Source organism: Pedobacter punctiformis, from assembly GCF_027213715.1.
GTDB classification, from domain to species: domain Bacteria; phylum Bacteroidota; class Bacteroidia; order Sphingobacteriales; family Sphingobacteriaceae; genus Pedobacter; species Pedobacter punctiformis.
Genome location: NZ_JAPWGM010000004.1, coordinates 423,810 through 439,879, shown reverse-complemented (window position 1 = coordinate 439,879; position 16,070 = coordinate 423,810). Strand labels below are relative to the sequence as shown.

Sequence of the window (16,070 nt, the reverse complement as noted above, 5' to 3'; positions counted from 1 at the left end):
GTTGCCGTGATTTTACCTTCGGTCGGTACTTCAACTTCAGGCTCTTCAGGGTTATTCGGATCAATAGGATCCACTACCGCTGCAACGTTTTTAATCGTTGTTGTGCCGGTTGGAAGTGTTGAGACTACCGTTGCCTGGAAGCTTAAAGTTAAGCTGCCATTCGCCGGGATTGTTAAGGCTGACCAGTTGATCGTGTTGCCTGTCAAAGTACCACCGTTACTGATTGCAGTAACATTGGTCAGTGTTGCAGGAATCGCATCACTTGCCGTTACCCCTGTTTTCGCCGTGCCAAAACTGTTGCTGATTTTAATATTGTAAGTCAGTACATCATTTGGTTTAACGCTTGCCGGGTTACCAACAATAGATTTGGTTGCCGTGATTTTACCTTCGGTCGGTACTTCAACTTCAGGCTCTTCAGGATTATTCGGATCAATAGGATCCACTACCGCTGCAACGTTTTTAATCGTTGTTGTGCCGGTTGGAAGTGTTGAGACTACCGTTGCCTGGAAGCTTAAAGTTAAGCTGCCATTCGCCGGGATTGTTAAGGCTGACCAGTTGATCGTGTTGCCTGTCAAAGTACCACCGTTACTGATTGCAGTAACATTGGTCAGTGTTGCAGGAATCGCATCACTTGCCGTTACCCCTGTTTTTGCTGTTCCAAAGCTGTTGCTGATTTTAATATTGTAAGTCAGTACATCATTTGGTTTAACGCTTGCCGGGTTACCAACAATAGATTTGGTTGCCGTGATTTTACCTTCGGTCGGTACTTCAACTTCAGGCTCTTCAGGATTATTCGGATCAATAGGATCCACTACCGCTGCAACGTTTTTAATCGTTGTTGTGCCGGTTGGAAGTGTTGAGACTACCGTTGCCTGGAAGCTTAAAGTTAAGCTGCCATTCGCCGGGATTGTTAAGGCTGACCAGTTGATCGTGTTGCCTGTCAAAGTACCACCGTTACTGATTGCAGTAACATTGGTCAGTGTTGCAGGAATCGCATCACTTGCCGTTACCCCTGTTTTCGCCGTGCCAAAGCTGTTGCTGATTTTAATATTGTAAGTCAGTACATCATTTGGTTTAACGCTTGCCGGGTTGCCAACAATGGATTTGGTTGCCGTGATTTTACATGCAGATTCTGTTAACACTATAGGATCTGAAGGTGCAGAACAACTGCCATTACCACTAATTGCTACTGTATAACTACCCGCTGCTGTTACCAAATAAGTTTGTGCAGTAGCACCTGGAATCATTACGCCATCTTTATACCATTGGTTTGCAGTAGCAGCAGATGAAGTTAAAGTGGCACCCGCAGCTGTACAAAATGTAGTCGGACCTGTTATTGTAGGTTTAGCTACATTTGGATTTACCGTTATCTTGAAAGTTTGAGGTGTACCAGGACAGCCTGTACCAGTGCTTGGTGTAACCGTTATATTAGCGACTAAAGGTGTAGTCCCCGTGTTTACTCCGGTAAATGAAATATCACCTGTACCGCTGGCCGCTAAGCCAATTGCAGGATTATCATTTGTCCAGGTATATATAGTTGTAACCGGAGTTGATGTTGTTGGATTTGAATATTTAAGCGCCTGTGTTCCGGTAAAAGTAATTGCTTTAAGTTCACCATTACAAGCCGTTTGAGCAGGCACAACATTTACAGTTGGTTTTGTAATTACATTTAAGGTTACCGTTTGTGCCGGAGACACACAACTTGGAGTGGTTACTACAACTGAGTAAACGCCAGCCATTGCCGGGGTAACATTGGTTAAGTTTTGTACTTTACCGGTATGAGTTGATCCATCTGGATAAGTCCAGGTATAAAGTGTACCCCCAATAGCATTAATGTTTAATACCGCATTATCGCCAACACAAACAGATTCACTAACCGGATTATTGTTTATGGTTGCCTCTATGGTTTGGATAACGGTTACATTCTGTGTCGTTTCTGTTCCACAAGCCGTTTCTCTAATTTTTATTGGATGAGTTCCTACGGAAACATTAGGAAAAACTTTTGACGTTTGCCAGGTAACTCCATTGTCAATACTGTATTGCAATGTTGCCCCTATAATTACAGTACTTGCCTCTACTACCAGATCACCTTTCCCGGTAGGACCACAAGCAAAACCACCACTGTTAATGGCATCAAAATTTATACTGCTGTTAGCTGAAAACTCTATAGGATCTAAAAGAATTAAATTACAAGTTTCGCCCTTAACTCTTAAAGCAACCTGATAGGTACCATAAGGCATATTGGTAAAACTTTGTGTAGTGCCATTGGCATTAATATTACGTATAGTTCCTGGTGTTGAACCCGGGCCGGTTAAAATAACCAACTCGTAATCTAATGGATTACTAAAAGTTCCATTCACTGTAAAATTAAAGGAACCACAAGTAGCCGTTTTCGTTACTCCGGATATACTAGCATCGTATCCATAAGCAGTTACATCCATTACAAAATTATCATAACATCCACCTGCTGTTGGTGCATGTATCTTTATTTTGTATTGCCCTGTTGGCCAATTATTTGTTCCGGGATTATATTCTAAATAATAATTTTGATTATAGGGACCAGGAACCAATTTACCTATTTTTCCTACTGGAACCGAATTACTTGAACTCATGACTTCGTAAGTCATGCCTGTTACCATTTGGGGAACTCCTGGCAATTCTATTAACATAGCTGCTTGCCCTGGTACACACCGGTTGGGCGTACTCCATTTAAAATTCGCTTTCGTATTACCAGCCGTAAGGTCAACTGTAAAATCCAAAGTTCCACCCGGCCATATTTTACCATCATGATCTTTAACATACCAGTCTACTTTAGTATTTGGTGTAAAATTTACATAGGTAGGACCGTCATTTTGATTGGCGACATTTACAACTTTAGTATTTTCCGGATGTAATGGAACAGTGCCACCATGATCCGTAAAAATAATTTGTGCAGTAACCGAGACCAGACTTACAGTCTTAATAATCCATTCAGCCTGAGCTGAGCCACAAGTAGCAAAAGCTATAACGCTTGGCCCTATTTGTTGAACAGGAAAAGTTTTACTCGTGCCATCGCATGTATTACGTACAACATATTGAAGCTTATCTCCTGGTGTGACCGAACCTACAGGAAAAGTATAAGATCCTACACTGGTATAAGAAGTATAAGATTGTGCAGGAAAAGTAACCCCGGTTGTTAAATTTTGTACTTCGATGGTATAAAATGCTCTTTCAGCAACGGGCATATAAACATAATTGCCTGTAAAAAAATCAGAAGCCTTAATTTTATAACCATTAGCGGCTGTGCTTACATTTTGAAGTACTAAATAAGCGTAATCTAATTTGAGATTAGTGGCAGCCGTTGGTTGCCTAACAGTTAAAACACCGGTTGTATTTACTATTGTTGAAGTAATACAATTATTGTCTTTTACCCAAAACTTATATGAACCTGCAGCAAGCCCTGAAAAAGTGGCTGAACTTTGGAAAGTTGCAGGTGCCGTAATTTGACCTACAGGTGTAATGCCGTAACTTAAATTACCACTTCCTCCACTGGCAGATACCGCTAATGAACCTGTTGTACTGCTGGCACAACCCAGTATAGAAACTGGTGATACTGATGCCGTAATTGGAGTATAAGTTTCTGTAACTGTTACTGCTGCAGAAGTTACGATCGTATTGTCATCATTATTTCCCCTTGCTTTTACGGTATAGGTACCAGCTGGCAAATCGGTAAAAACATTCGTTGCAGCCCAACCTGAGCCACCAGTAGGCCTTATAATGGTTGTTCCTTGCAGCAATTGATAACCAACAGGACTGGCCAACCCGCTTGCAGTGGCTGTAATAGTAGCACTGTTAGGACAGGTTGAATTGGTACCTGTAGCGGTAACACTCTGTGCAACAACAGCATTACTTATTGTTGAGAGTAGGGAAAAAATGCAAAAAAATAAAATTAAGTAAATTTTTTTTTCCATAATATGATATCTGATTTCACCCCAGTATTAGAAACTATCATACCATAGCGCCAACTCTTCTAAAAATTTGCTTTAAAATCAACCCAATTCATGGAGTAATACTTATCTGACATCCGTTCAGTAAACGATATACCCTATTGTAACATTTACACTATATCTATATATTTAAAATTATTAACGGGGCATTTCACTTCAAAATTCCACACCACCTTCCCCACATAGGAATATTTCACCCCATTTTTCCACAAAAAACATAAATATTGTACACCTAATACCACAGACATAAGTATAAAATAAACAAATCAATCCTTTATAAAACAAACAATTATATCTACTTACCGATTTATATTTTTTAAATGTGGAATTATGAGTCAAAGCTTTACTTTACAAACCACATTTACGAGATATTTCGCCCCAATTTTCCACAAAACAGAATAATAGCTTGCCAAAAGATGGCTTTTACAAATTTATAGCAGCTCTTTAAATGATCAATAGAATTAAAAATTGACTGAGTAAATTGTCTTAAACAACAGCATGTTCATGAATGCTGACGCCAGTTAAACAGCAGATAAACCGAGGGGGTTTATTATACCATCATGCATCTTTAATTAGAGATGTGATGTAATTAAGGTGTAATTGGATAAAAAAACGCCTCAAAACCAGGGTTATGAGGCGTTGTAAAATGTATTTTGTATTATTTGTTAACGCAATAAAGGGCGGTAATACAAACTGATTTTAATTACAAAATCAGTTTTTTCAATTTTTCTTCTACTTTTTCTTTAGTATCAGCACCTAATTCAGTGGTTATCTTGCCATCAAGGGGCGCAAAAATCATTAAAGGGATTGCATTAGCTTTAAATACATCTCTTAACTCCCCTTCCTTATCTACATTTACTTTATAAAACAAAATCTGATCTTTATACTTTAACGCCAATTCTTCCATTATTGGCATCATTCGCATACAAGGCCCACACCAGGTTGCCCAGAAATCGACCACTACAGGCTTGTTTCCCTTGGTTTTCCATTCTTTGTTATTCCTGTAATCGTAAACTTCATTTAAAAAATAGTCCCGGTCTATGGAATTTACTTTCCCGGCTACAGCAACAATCTCATCCTTTTTTAGAGCTGGGGCTCCAGATTCTTCGCCTTGTCCAAACGGCTGGAAATAATACTTGTTTTTATCCAGATCAAATGAAATAATTCCTTTATTTAAAAGCTCTTTTCCAATTACAGAAACGGCTTGCTCCGAACTGGTATAAGCTTCGGGCTTCAGGTATACCTCGTTTGCCAGTTTAACTTTTGGAACAGCTATTTTATTATATTCTTTAACCTGCTGCTGCGCATTTGGAATTATTTCTTTAGCCAGTTGCTTACTTAGCAATAATGGATGCTCTTCATAAAAATCAACCAGGAAATTGGTTAACTTTCCATTTAAATCAGCAGTGATAGCCACCCCCCCTGAAATTAACTGGGCATCGGCCCTGTTTGCGAGTTTAATATAAGAAGGTCTGTATGGTGAGGAGATTGTGAAGGTCTTAATCTTGCTGTTAATCGTTAGCACGGCATTGGTAAAAACACTAAAATTAATGACCCCATCAACACCCAGCTTTTTAAGTAAGGGCTCCTCTTTAAGTACCATAACAGAAATGTCTTTCAGATATACATTTTTACCAATAAAGAATCCAAATGCTGTTCCTTTACCAATAGACTGATACCCGGTTCTGGGATAACTGGTTGTAGAAGGGTCTACCTTAATCTTGCGTTGTGCTGCAGCCGATTCCGTAAGGGCAATAGCTCCACGGGGATCTAACAAAAAATCTCCTTCGGTTCCACCTACATTTGCCTTGATGACCATATAACCATTTATATCTTTATAAGGCATTACTTCTTCAAAAGTGTTTTTCTGTGCAAATGCGCTACTGCAACTCCAGGTTACTGTTATAAAAACAAACCACAGGAATTTATTGTATTTTATGTTCATTTGATTTACAATTTGCTTTTATGGTTATTTAACTTGTTTCATGGGTACTTTAATCTCTTTCCCATTTTTTTCGATGGTGAGATAAGCTTGATCCGATTTAATATCGTCCATCATTTTTTCTATTTCAAACTGACTGGGCGCAATACCTGTTAAGGATTTACCATTAATGCCTGTCACTTTATCGCCAACCGATACATCTTTTCTTAAAGTTCCCCAGATGCCTGAGACCTGAAAATGATCTTTTTTTACCGGTAATACAGACAGGTTCCAGGTTTTCGGTACCCCATCGAAGTTTACGGTTTCCGGTTCAAACGGGTAAAAATAAAATACCTGCCTTGGGATATCCAATACAACATTTCCGTACTTTAATAAGTCTATTCCGATTACACATCTATCGAGTGCATGGGTGACGGTACCATAGTTGCTAAATAATTTTTGACCTATGCGAAAGCTCGGAATCAGTACTTTATAAAAATTTGAAGGTTCGGGAATTCCATTGATGCCAATACCATTAATACCAAATAAGCTGTTTATCTTTTTAAAAGAAATGCTGTCAGGGCTTCTCAACATGGCATTTCCTACAACCAGCAGTCCTCCGTACCCGGTATCAAACATGGCAGTTGCAGGCCGGTCTCCGATTTGTAAGGGTATCATAAAGGCATGATTAGTCAGCGATTTAATCTGAATACCATCTGTTTTTTTTACCCATGAGGGTCTGTAAGGCGTAATTACCAGTTTATTTTCACGGGAAAGGATGGTTACCACAACATCTTGAAAAACCTCATTATTGATCAATCCGGCTACCCCTAATGTTTTAAAGGAGCCATTGTTGGGCCCAATAATGGTTTCCTGATTGATGCGCTTACAATGCTTGCTTATAACCAGCTCAGCAATACTTCCCTTGTTTTGCCAGGATGTTTTAACATTCATATCAGAAACGCCTGTTTGGCCACTAATTCCGATACCAAGTCTCTGTGCTTCACTTTGGATAATCCATGGTTTTCCTCCCGAATCATAAACAACCTTTGCATCCTTTCCATTGATTTTTAATGAAATAACGATTTTATCGTGAACAATCTGGTAAGGAATGGTATCCGAAAAATTATCCTGCGCAGAAACACCTATTGAAAAAAAAGCAATTATCGAAACCAGGATGATGAATGTCTTTAATTTCATTTTATTGTTTTTGTTTGCTTAACGCATCAGCTGCGAGGATGGCTTTGTAAGCGTTTAAAATCCCCCCTGATACACATAATTCATTAAAAAGAAATAAATCAGTTACTTTCCTGTCTTTAACAAAAGTTTCCTTTTCTACTTCAACATTGTCTCTTAATGTAACGTTTCCAACAATCAAACTTCTAAGCTGAGTGCCAGTAAACTGCGGATAATAAGCTTTTATTAAAGCTGCAACACCGGCAACATTTGCGGCAGCCAGCATTGATCCGGTGCCTTTGCGGTATGTACTGCCCATATAAGTAGAGCTAACATTTACCCCAGGTGCGTAAACATCAAGCTCTTTTTTACCAAAATTTCCATCTTTCAATGGCATTCCTGTACTATCAGAAGCCGCTACTGTTAAAAAGTTTGAAAGCTCGTTTTCTGCAGAGATATTTTTGTTGGGATAAAAGGATTGCTTACTTAAATCTTTTGAAAGATCGAGTACGGGGGATACAACCAATATACCTTTTGATGATGCGTACAGGAGTGCATCGTTTACCCATTTAGCTTCATTTGGCGGATAAATTGAATTAGGTGCTCCCAATAAAATTACATCTGCTTTCTGATCAACCGCATACCGGATAGCCAGGGCTAAATCTTTGTAATAAATCTCTCCGGTTTTAGGATAAATTCTTAACGACATCAGCTCTGCATTTGGTGCAATACCATTTACACCCAATTGATTATCTCTGGCAGCGGCAATAATACCTGCACACATCGTGCTGGAAAAAGAGCTGCTTGTGGATAAATTACCGTTACCATAATTCTTCTGGTTGACGTCATTCGGATTATCTTCAATCGCCTTACGTCCATCAACAATGGCTGCAAGGGCGTTATCATACTTTTCCTTTCTATTCGGAAAAGTTTTGATGATGTTTTCCTTAAACTTATCCAGCGTAGTGGGTTGCTGATTGGGGCCTCCTGTTGGATTGGCTGTACCCATAAAAGACGTAAGAAACATGTGTGCAACCATTTTAACCGAATCGGTTTGCCCGTTTTCTTCTATTTTTATCTTACGAAATTCCTTTGCTGTAATTTTCGAATCATCAGGGTAAGTTTTCTTAATCTCCTGATCGAAATCATTTAAAAGGTAATATTTCATAAACTTTGCAAATTGATACGTATTAGATGCAGCAGCAGCCTGAGATTCTCCTCTCAACAGTTTAAAATAATCAAACTCAGCTTTATCAACAGGTATTGTTACCTTAACGGGCTTATTTAAAGCATCATCAAAGCGTACATAATTCTGTCCGGTCCAAAATATGCCCTCATACTTACTTCTTAAGCGCAGAAATTCACGGTCACCTACTTTTGAAATGGCATCAACCATCTCGCCTTTGGTATTCCCTAAAAAATTCCAGCCATGCAAATCGTCAGCCCACCCGTTTTTGTCATTATCCTTGCCATCTGCCTTTTCATTTGGATTAAGCCATACAGCTTGCTTCAAATCCTCATGTTCAGTATCTAATCCAAAACCAATAATGGCAACTACCGGTTTCTTTTTAATGGCTTTATCCTTTAAAAATTGATACGCTTTATTAACATCTGCACCATATACACCATCCTGGTCGGCTGACAAATTATACCAGTCTGCAATGTTTTCTTTAGCTGTATTTTTAATCAATTGTGCTTTCAACTGAAAAAAGGGAATGCATAGGGTAAAAATTAACAATCCCTTTGATTTTATTATATTCATATTATAGGTAAGCTTAAGTGTTTTAAAAGTTAGATTTCTTTATTTTTAGTGATGGCATTCAGGGCTTTTTGCAATTCGACGCCGTTAATAATATTTCTTTTGAATACCTTTCCTTCAGGATCAACTACAACACAAAAAGGAATTGCTTTAAAGCCATAGCTAGCCTGCAGAGCAGATTTACCAAAACCACTTTTATCCCATAGCTTTAACCACGGGATGTTCATTTCTTGTAAAGCTGTTTTATACTTGGAAGGGTCTTCATCCAGGGAGATACTAATGAATTGTACCTTATCTTCGTAATTTTTGTAAAAAGTTTTAAAAACCTCCATTTCCCTGCGGCAAGGCCCGCACCAAGAGGCCCAAAAATCGAGTACAACAATACGTCCCTTAAAATCGGCCAGCGAAACCAATTTACCTTTTTCATCAGGCAGGCTAAAATCAGGCGCATTAATCCCTGTTGAGAATTGTTTCAGGCTATCGGCTTTTTTCAGTAAGTGCTGAGCTGATATAGATTTAAGATCGGCTACCGGAATTTTTTCGACAAAGGTTTTACTATAGTCGTAATTATCCACTTTAACCAAATAAGATAAAGCCGACAATTGCTGTCCGTTCAACCTGGAAAAAGCTTCAGGACTAACCTGATCCTTTATCCGCTTGGGTATATAGGTCATCAATTCTAAATGTTGTTCCAAACCTGTAAACTCCAGATTACTATTTTGAGGATCTGCGTCATCGTAATACCCGTTTATGGTTACAGTCGTATTCGTTAAAAAAACTTTTTGTGTAGTTTTTCCAATGGTCAGCATATATAAATCAGGGACTATAGAAATGGGGCCGAAAACAAAGGATTCTGATTGTTTTTGAACAAGCGCTTCTGCCATTAATTTTCCTTCCAGGTTTTTTAATGAAACGGTTATTTTGCTCAAACTTTTAATGTTTCCTTTAATTAGCATCTGTTCTGAAGCCATAGAGGTATACACCTGCAAAAGGAGGCTGATGAAGAAAATTATCTTTTTCATATCCTTTACAGCCCGTCTCCTATTTTTTGAAGGTCAATATTATAAACCTCTTTATAGAACTTGATCATGGCATCATATTTACGTCTGACCAAACCGTTTACATCTTTTACCGGACTTAAAATGCCCTTTGCGCTAACATCTGTAGCGGTGGTTGCCGGATTGATGAGATTGGCATATTTATTAGATAAGATGACCTGCAGGTAGCTATACCAATCTGTTTGATTGGATGGAGTAGAGATAGATGAATTGCCTAAAAAGCCTCTTTTATAAAGATCTGCATTGGTTGGATTGGTAGCCGGAGCGGTTGGACTTATTGTAGCTACATAATCAGTAATGCTTTGAAAAACGTCCGACATGCCCATTCTGCCTTTAAGGTTCATTATTTTAAGGAAGCTATAATTCACATTACCTCTGAAAATGCTTACACTATCAATCGGCGAACTGATATTCAGAATCCCTTTATTGCCCCAATTCACTGCAAAACTCTCATAACCACCAATAAAGGTGCTTGTTAATGCAAAGGCGTCTACCCTTTTATTTTGAAAGGTGAGCGAACTGCATAGAAAAAACTTACTGGGTAAATACTTGGTAAGGGTACTATCCTGATAGTATTTAAAAAATGTATTATCCAGCAAATCGAGCTGTTGATTAATGTAAGCTTCATTGGAGCCTACACTTTTATAATATTTGTCATAACCTGTAATTTGCCAGGTAAAATCCTGAACATTGAATTTATAAAGCAAATAAGTTCCCCAGCGTTTATGGTAAGCAACAATGCGGTCATCAAAGTTGTTATTGCCTTGTGGTACACTATACCCATATTCAGGCCTTTCTGTTGGACTTAGCTTTTCTTCTGTTTTTTTACAGGCAGCCAGCATAAAAAGCAGGCATAACACTAAAATATATTTTGGCATCAATAAATGAAGCTGTTGATTCGTTTTCATGTTTAACTGGTTTAGGTTAAGGAGTTTTAGTTAATACGCCATTACGTTGCAATACAGCTGCCGGTATAGGCAATGTATAACGGCTATCGCCCTGAACAAGGGTATAAATCTGACCCGTTCCGGCAACTTCTTCGTAAAAGTGGCTGATGGAAGGCATACCATAACGGCGAAGGTCAAACCAGCGGTGTCCCTCCTCAAAAGGAAACTCCCTGCGTCTTTCGTCTTTATAGAAATTAAGTAAGGCTGTCGGATCTGCAATGTCTATCGCAACATAAGCTTTGCGGATGTCATATCTCGACATTCTTAAGGCATTGATATCCTTTAAAGCATCCAAGCGAAACTGGGCATTACCCGTACTGATAAATTTTCTGATATTTGCTTCAGCCCTGTTTAAATAAAGCTCTGCTACTCTTAGGCCTGCTCCACCCGGAGCGCCATTACAGTTGATAACAACCAGACCTTTTGACGTAAATATGGAGACAAATTTAAAGTATAACCTTGCTCTTAAATCAGCCAGATAAACTGCATTTTCTGTAGTTGGCCGGGTTTCATACAAAGCCATTAAACTTTCAGAAGGCGCATACACAGGTTTATAAAGGGTATACGATGGTGTCATGCCCGACTCTCTAAACCATTCGTCCTGACTTGCAAGATTGGGAATATAACTCCACAAAACCTCTTTACTTCTGGTTGCGTCATAAATCCTGTTTTCGTGCGGAATGGTACTTGCAAAGCTACTGTTGAAACTATAGTAACCTCCATCTGCAGCAAATGAGCTTAACTGTGCCAGGACAGATCTTTTTGCTAATCCCTTGTTGGCATATTCAATTGCTAAGTCCCATTTTTCCTGATACAGATACACCCTTGATAATAAAGCATATACAGCTGCCTCATTCATTTTATAAGGACTGCTTGAGGTTCCTGGGTTATTTTTTAACAATTCTACTGCCTGTTTAAGATCAGCTTCCACTTGTGTGTAAACTTCGGCAACGGTATTTCTTGCCAAATACTCATCGCCTACTTCCATTGATAATTTCAGGGGTACACCCAAACTGGTTTCAGGTTTGGATGCAGGATCGTTATATGGCTTGCCAAATATATTAACCAGCGTAAAATAATAATAACCCCGCATAGCAAGCGCCTGTCCTTTGAGGTTTTCTTTATCACTCTGCGAGCCACTTACCTTATCCACATAATTCATTACGACGTTACAACCGGCTATGCGCTTATAAATAATAGCCCAGGAGTTTACATTTGAGGTGTTGGTTAACCCATCACCTGATAAAACGTCTTCAAATAACTGACTTGACCAGGTATAAGGGCCTTTTCCACGTCTTGCTACCAACTCATAATTTATTTGCCCCTGGCCACCGAAACATTGCACATCATCAGTGATTATGTCGGCCATCAGGTTTAAGCGGGTAGAAGCGTTATTGGTACTGGAATATGGATAACCGTCAGCAGACATCACACTATTCAAATCCTGAATGGTGGAAGGTCTTACTTCATCCTGGCTTTGTTCTTCCAGAAATTTTTTACAACCACTGGATATTGTTACAGTGGCCATCAAAATGTATAATATCTTTTTCATGTTTTAACGTTTAAAATGTAACTGCCATGTTTAACACGTGTATGCGGGGTAAAGGTTGATTACCGGAAGCCACCTCAGGATCTAAACCTTTATAATCTTTACTTACAAAAGTATAAGGGTTGCTTAGCGAGTAGCCCAGCGTAACGCTTTTGGTTAAAATTCGCTTACAAAAAGAATCAGGCAATGTATAACTCAGGTTTATATTGCTAATGCGCAGGTACGAGGCACTTACAACCCTCAGCGTACTGAAGTTATATAACACATAAGGTGAATACGTTGTAACTTCGCCCGGAATACTTATAAAAGGTATTCCGAAATAAGGTAATGCAGGCACATTTGTTGTTAACTCATCACCAGGTTTTCTCCATCGGTCAACCAATATTTTTGGCAGGTTGTTATACTCATTTGGAGTATTATTGGTTATATCGGTGTATACCGGTGCAAGTATTTTTTTACCACCTACTGATAAGTACATGTTTGTAGACAGGGTTAGATTTTTATATCTAAAACTGGTATTAATACCGGTATTAAAATCTGCATTTAACTTTCCACCATAAACCATATAGGCACTTGCATCTGTTCGTGCATTTAAATTATCAGTTCCCGTAGGAATGTTGTACATCGGCAATCCTGTAGTTGCATTTAATCCTTTATAATCAAATACCCAAAAAGAAGATACAGGGAAACCTTCTACATTATAAGTTCCTGAGGTTGCATTATTCCAGGTAGGATTAGGCAAAAGCTTTGATTCAACTTTATTATAATTTTTTGAGAAATTAAAGCCTACTGTCCAGGTAAAATTTCCATTCCTGGCAGGTATAAAATTTAAAGCCAGATCAAAGCCTGAATTGATCATATTACCATTATTTACCGGCATCTGGCTTACGCCGTTTTCAAACGGAACGTCCAGTAATACAATAAGATCCTTACTTTTCTTATGATAATAATCCACACTTCCGGTTACTCTGTTTTTAAAGAAACCAAAGTCAACGCCAAGGTCTATGGTCTGGGTTTTCTCCATCCGAAGATTGGTATACGGAAGGTTACTAATATTTAGTAATGCTTCGCCGGTTAACGTGTTTAAACCGCCCATTTTTGTAATAAGGTCAGGGCCATAATTTTCTGCCACATTACCCTGATGGCCAAACGACGTTCTGATGCTAAAATCATTAAACCAGGTATTTTGATCAAACCAATGTTCTCTGGCTACATTCCATCGTGCGCCAAGTGCCCATACCGGCTTAAAGCGGCTTCTTTTATCCTGTCCGAATCTGTTTGAAGCATCGCCACGCACACTTGCACTAAACACATAACGATTATCATAGGTATAACCACCTGTTAAATAATAAGATACGTAATTTGCCTTTTGATCGGTTATGGTATGCGTAGATGCATCATAAATAATACTATTTGGAATATATGTTGTACCGTTTAAGGTCGTTAATGGTGGGTTTACTATAATTTTACCCATTCCTGGCAGGTATCCATAAGAAGTCGCTAACGAGCCCTGGTACATATTACTGCGTAATTCCATACCCATCATCCCGGAAATACTGTGTTTTTGATTAATGGTTGTACCATAGGTTAATCCATTTCTCCAGGTATAATTGGTGTTTCTGCTCTCCAGCGTAGATAACACTCCGCCTACTGGTAAAGGCGATGATTTATATTCATAAGTTTCCGGGCTAAATGCACCATATTCATATCTTCTTCTGGCCGTAATCTCATTGGTTTGGTCTGTTGCATAAGTTTCGCCATGGGTGCCCGAATAAGACAAACCTAAAACAGATTCAAACCTAAAGCCGACAGGAAGCTTATACGTGGCATTAACGGTAGCATTTAAACTGGTTTTAATGTTATCGTTACCTGAGTTGGCCAATTCATTAAGAATATTGTACTGAAAATTACCGTACCGATAATAAGAAAGGGTACCATCTTCATTATAAGCAGGAATAGCCCGGTTAGTTGAAGTTGCATACTGATAAGGATCTGTACCTTTAAAACCCTCTGTTTTACTATAATTACCTGAAATACGGGCACTAACCACAAGCTTACTGCTGATATTACTGGTAAAACTCACATTACCATTATAACCTTTCAAACCATTTCCTTTTGCCAGTCCTTTTTGATTATTATAACCGAATGAACCAAAATAACTTCCGCCACCATTACCGCCACCACTAATACTGATGTTGTGATTTTGATTCAACGGCGTTTGAAATAAAATATCCAGCCAGTCGGTATTGTTTACCTCAAGCTGTTTAACTCCGGAATTAAACTGATCGTACGAAATTTTTTGGGCCAGGTATTGTTTTAAAATTCCCTGGAAACCAACCTCATCAAGGCTGTAACTAGAGATCAGTCCTCTTTCCCAAACCTCTCTGGAAACATCCACTCTTTCCTTAGAGTTCATCAGTTCCAATTTATCATAACTATATTTGGATTGGGTAGAAAAACTATTGCTATAGGTAACAGAAGGCGCTCTGCCAGTTTGGCCCCTTTTGGTGTTGATTACAATTACACCATTGGCCGCTTTTACACCATAAATTGCAGTTGATGCTGCATCTTTAAGCACAGTAATATCCTGAATATCATAAGGATTTAACCAGGATATGGTACTTCCAACAAAATTCTTTAAAGCGGTTTCATTACTTGGATCTTTTCCAAAACGATTTAACTCGGCTGCTTTAAAAGGTAAGGGATCTTCCTGAATAATCCCATCAACCACCCATACGGGCTCCTGACTACCTAATAATGTAGATGTACCCCGTACACGAACAGTTTGACGTGTTCCAACCATTCCTGTGTTATTGACTACTTCTAAACCTGCGAGCTTTCCTTGTAAGGATTGTTCTAAAGTGGTTGTTCCATTAATCACTAAATCTTTGGCCTCAACTTTAGCACTTGATCCAGTCATTTTTGATTTGTCTATCAGCTGATAACCGGTAGAAACAACTACCTCTTGTAATTTGCCTGATGCTTCAACCAATTGGATATTACCCAATTCTTTTGCTGCCTTTATTTCTTTGTTTTCATAACCTAAAAAAGAGATGATCAAAGTGGCACTTTCATCAACTCCGGTCATTTTAAATTCTCCGTAGTCATTGGTATAGGTAAACCGGTATTCATTTTTGATCTTTATAGTTGCCCGGGCTAAAGGTTTTCCGTTTTCATCAATTACTTTACCCTTTACCTCTATGGCATCGAAAGCATCAACGATTTTATCCAGAAACGATTTAACTTTTGGCGAAATAATTACGGATTTACCTTCAATTGAATAGTTTAAGGGTTGTTTTTCGAAGACCAGTTTCAGTGCATCTTTCAAATCCGTATTCCTGATGTTAATATCAACAGGATTGGCATGCTTCATTGTGCTGGTGGTAAAAACGAAGTCAAACCCGCTTTGTAAGCGAATTTTATCAAACACTTTATCAAGAGCGGTATTCTTTTCAGACAAGGTTATTTTTTGTCCATAAGTATTTGCACTAACCTGCAGAATAGCCGTTAGTAATATCAGAGCAGTTAACCTCATGATCAGCAAAATTTTTGCTGTGCGGCTATAATGCTCACACAGTTTTTTCGTGTAAAAAATGTACATTTGTTAAGCTTGGTTTAAATGCACTCCCAGTCATTGTCCAGATGTGTGGGGATTGCAATAAGTTGATGGTTTA

General features: G+C 38.6%; 8 protein-coding genes. All 8 read right to left on the bottom strand.

Annotation, left to right across the window (positions count from 1 at the left end):
- The coding region (locus O0955_RS14035) for a hypothetical protein (RefSeq protein ID WP_269428182.1) at positions 1–3,950 on the bottom strand (3,950 nt) is incomplete at its 3' end.
- Positions 3,951–4,689: 739 nt separating this feature from the next.
- Complete coding sequence (locus O0955_RS14030) at positions 4,690–5,931, bottom strand: thioredoxin domain-containing protein (protein WP_269428181.1); 1,242 nt, start codon at positions 5,929–5,931, stop codon at positions 4,690–4,692.
- A 24-nt stretch (positions 5,932–5,955) separates the two neighbouring features.
- A complete protein-coding gene (locus O0955_RS14025; protein ID WP_269428180.1) occupies positions 5,956–7,107 on the bottom strand; it encodes a hypothetical protein in 1,152 nt (383 codons plus the stop codon).
- 1 nt (position 7,108) lies between these two features.
- Positions 7,109–8,845 (bottom strand): S8 family serine peptidase, encoded by a 1,737-nt coding sequence (locus O0955_RS14020; RefSeq protein ID WP_269428179.1) that lies wholly within the window; start codon positions 8,843–8,845, stop codon positions 7,109–7,111.
- 29 nt (positions 8,846–8,874) lie between these two features.
- The gene (locus O0955_RS14015) at positions 8,875–9,864 is read right to left on the bottom strand and encodes a TlpA family protein disulfide reductase (RefSeq protein ID WP_269428178.1); all 990 of its coding nucleotides are present in this window, start codon (positions 9,862–9,864) and stop codon (positions 8,875–8,877) included.
- Between the two features lie 5 nt (positions 9,865–9,869).
- Positions 9,870–10,808: a hypothetical protein gene (locus O0955_RS14010; protein WP_269428177.1), complete on the bottom strand. Its 939-nt coding sequence runs from the start codon at positions 10,806–10,808 to the stop codon at positions 9,870–9,872.
- A gap of 16 nt (positions 10,809–10,824) precedes the next feature.
- The gene (locus O0955_RS14005) at positions 10,825–12,399 is read right to left on the bottom strand and encodes a RagB/SusD family nutrient uptake outer membrane protein (RefSeq protein WP_269428176.1); all 1,575 of its coding nucleotides are present in this window, start codon (positions 12,397–12,399) and stop codon (positions 10,825–10,827) included.
- 10 nt (positions 12,400–12,409) lie between these two features.
- Positions 12,410–15,931: a SusC/RagA family TonB-linked outer membrane protein gene (locus O0955_RS14000; protein WP_269428175.1), complete on the bottom strand. Its 3,522-nt coding sequence runs from the start codon at positions 15,929–15,931 to the stop codon at positions 12,410–12,412.
- Positions 15,932–16,070: the final 139 nt, after the last annotated feature.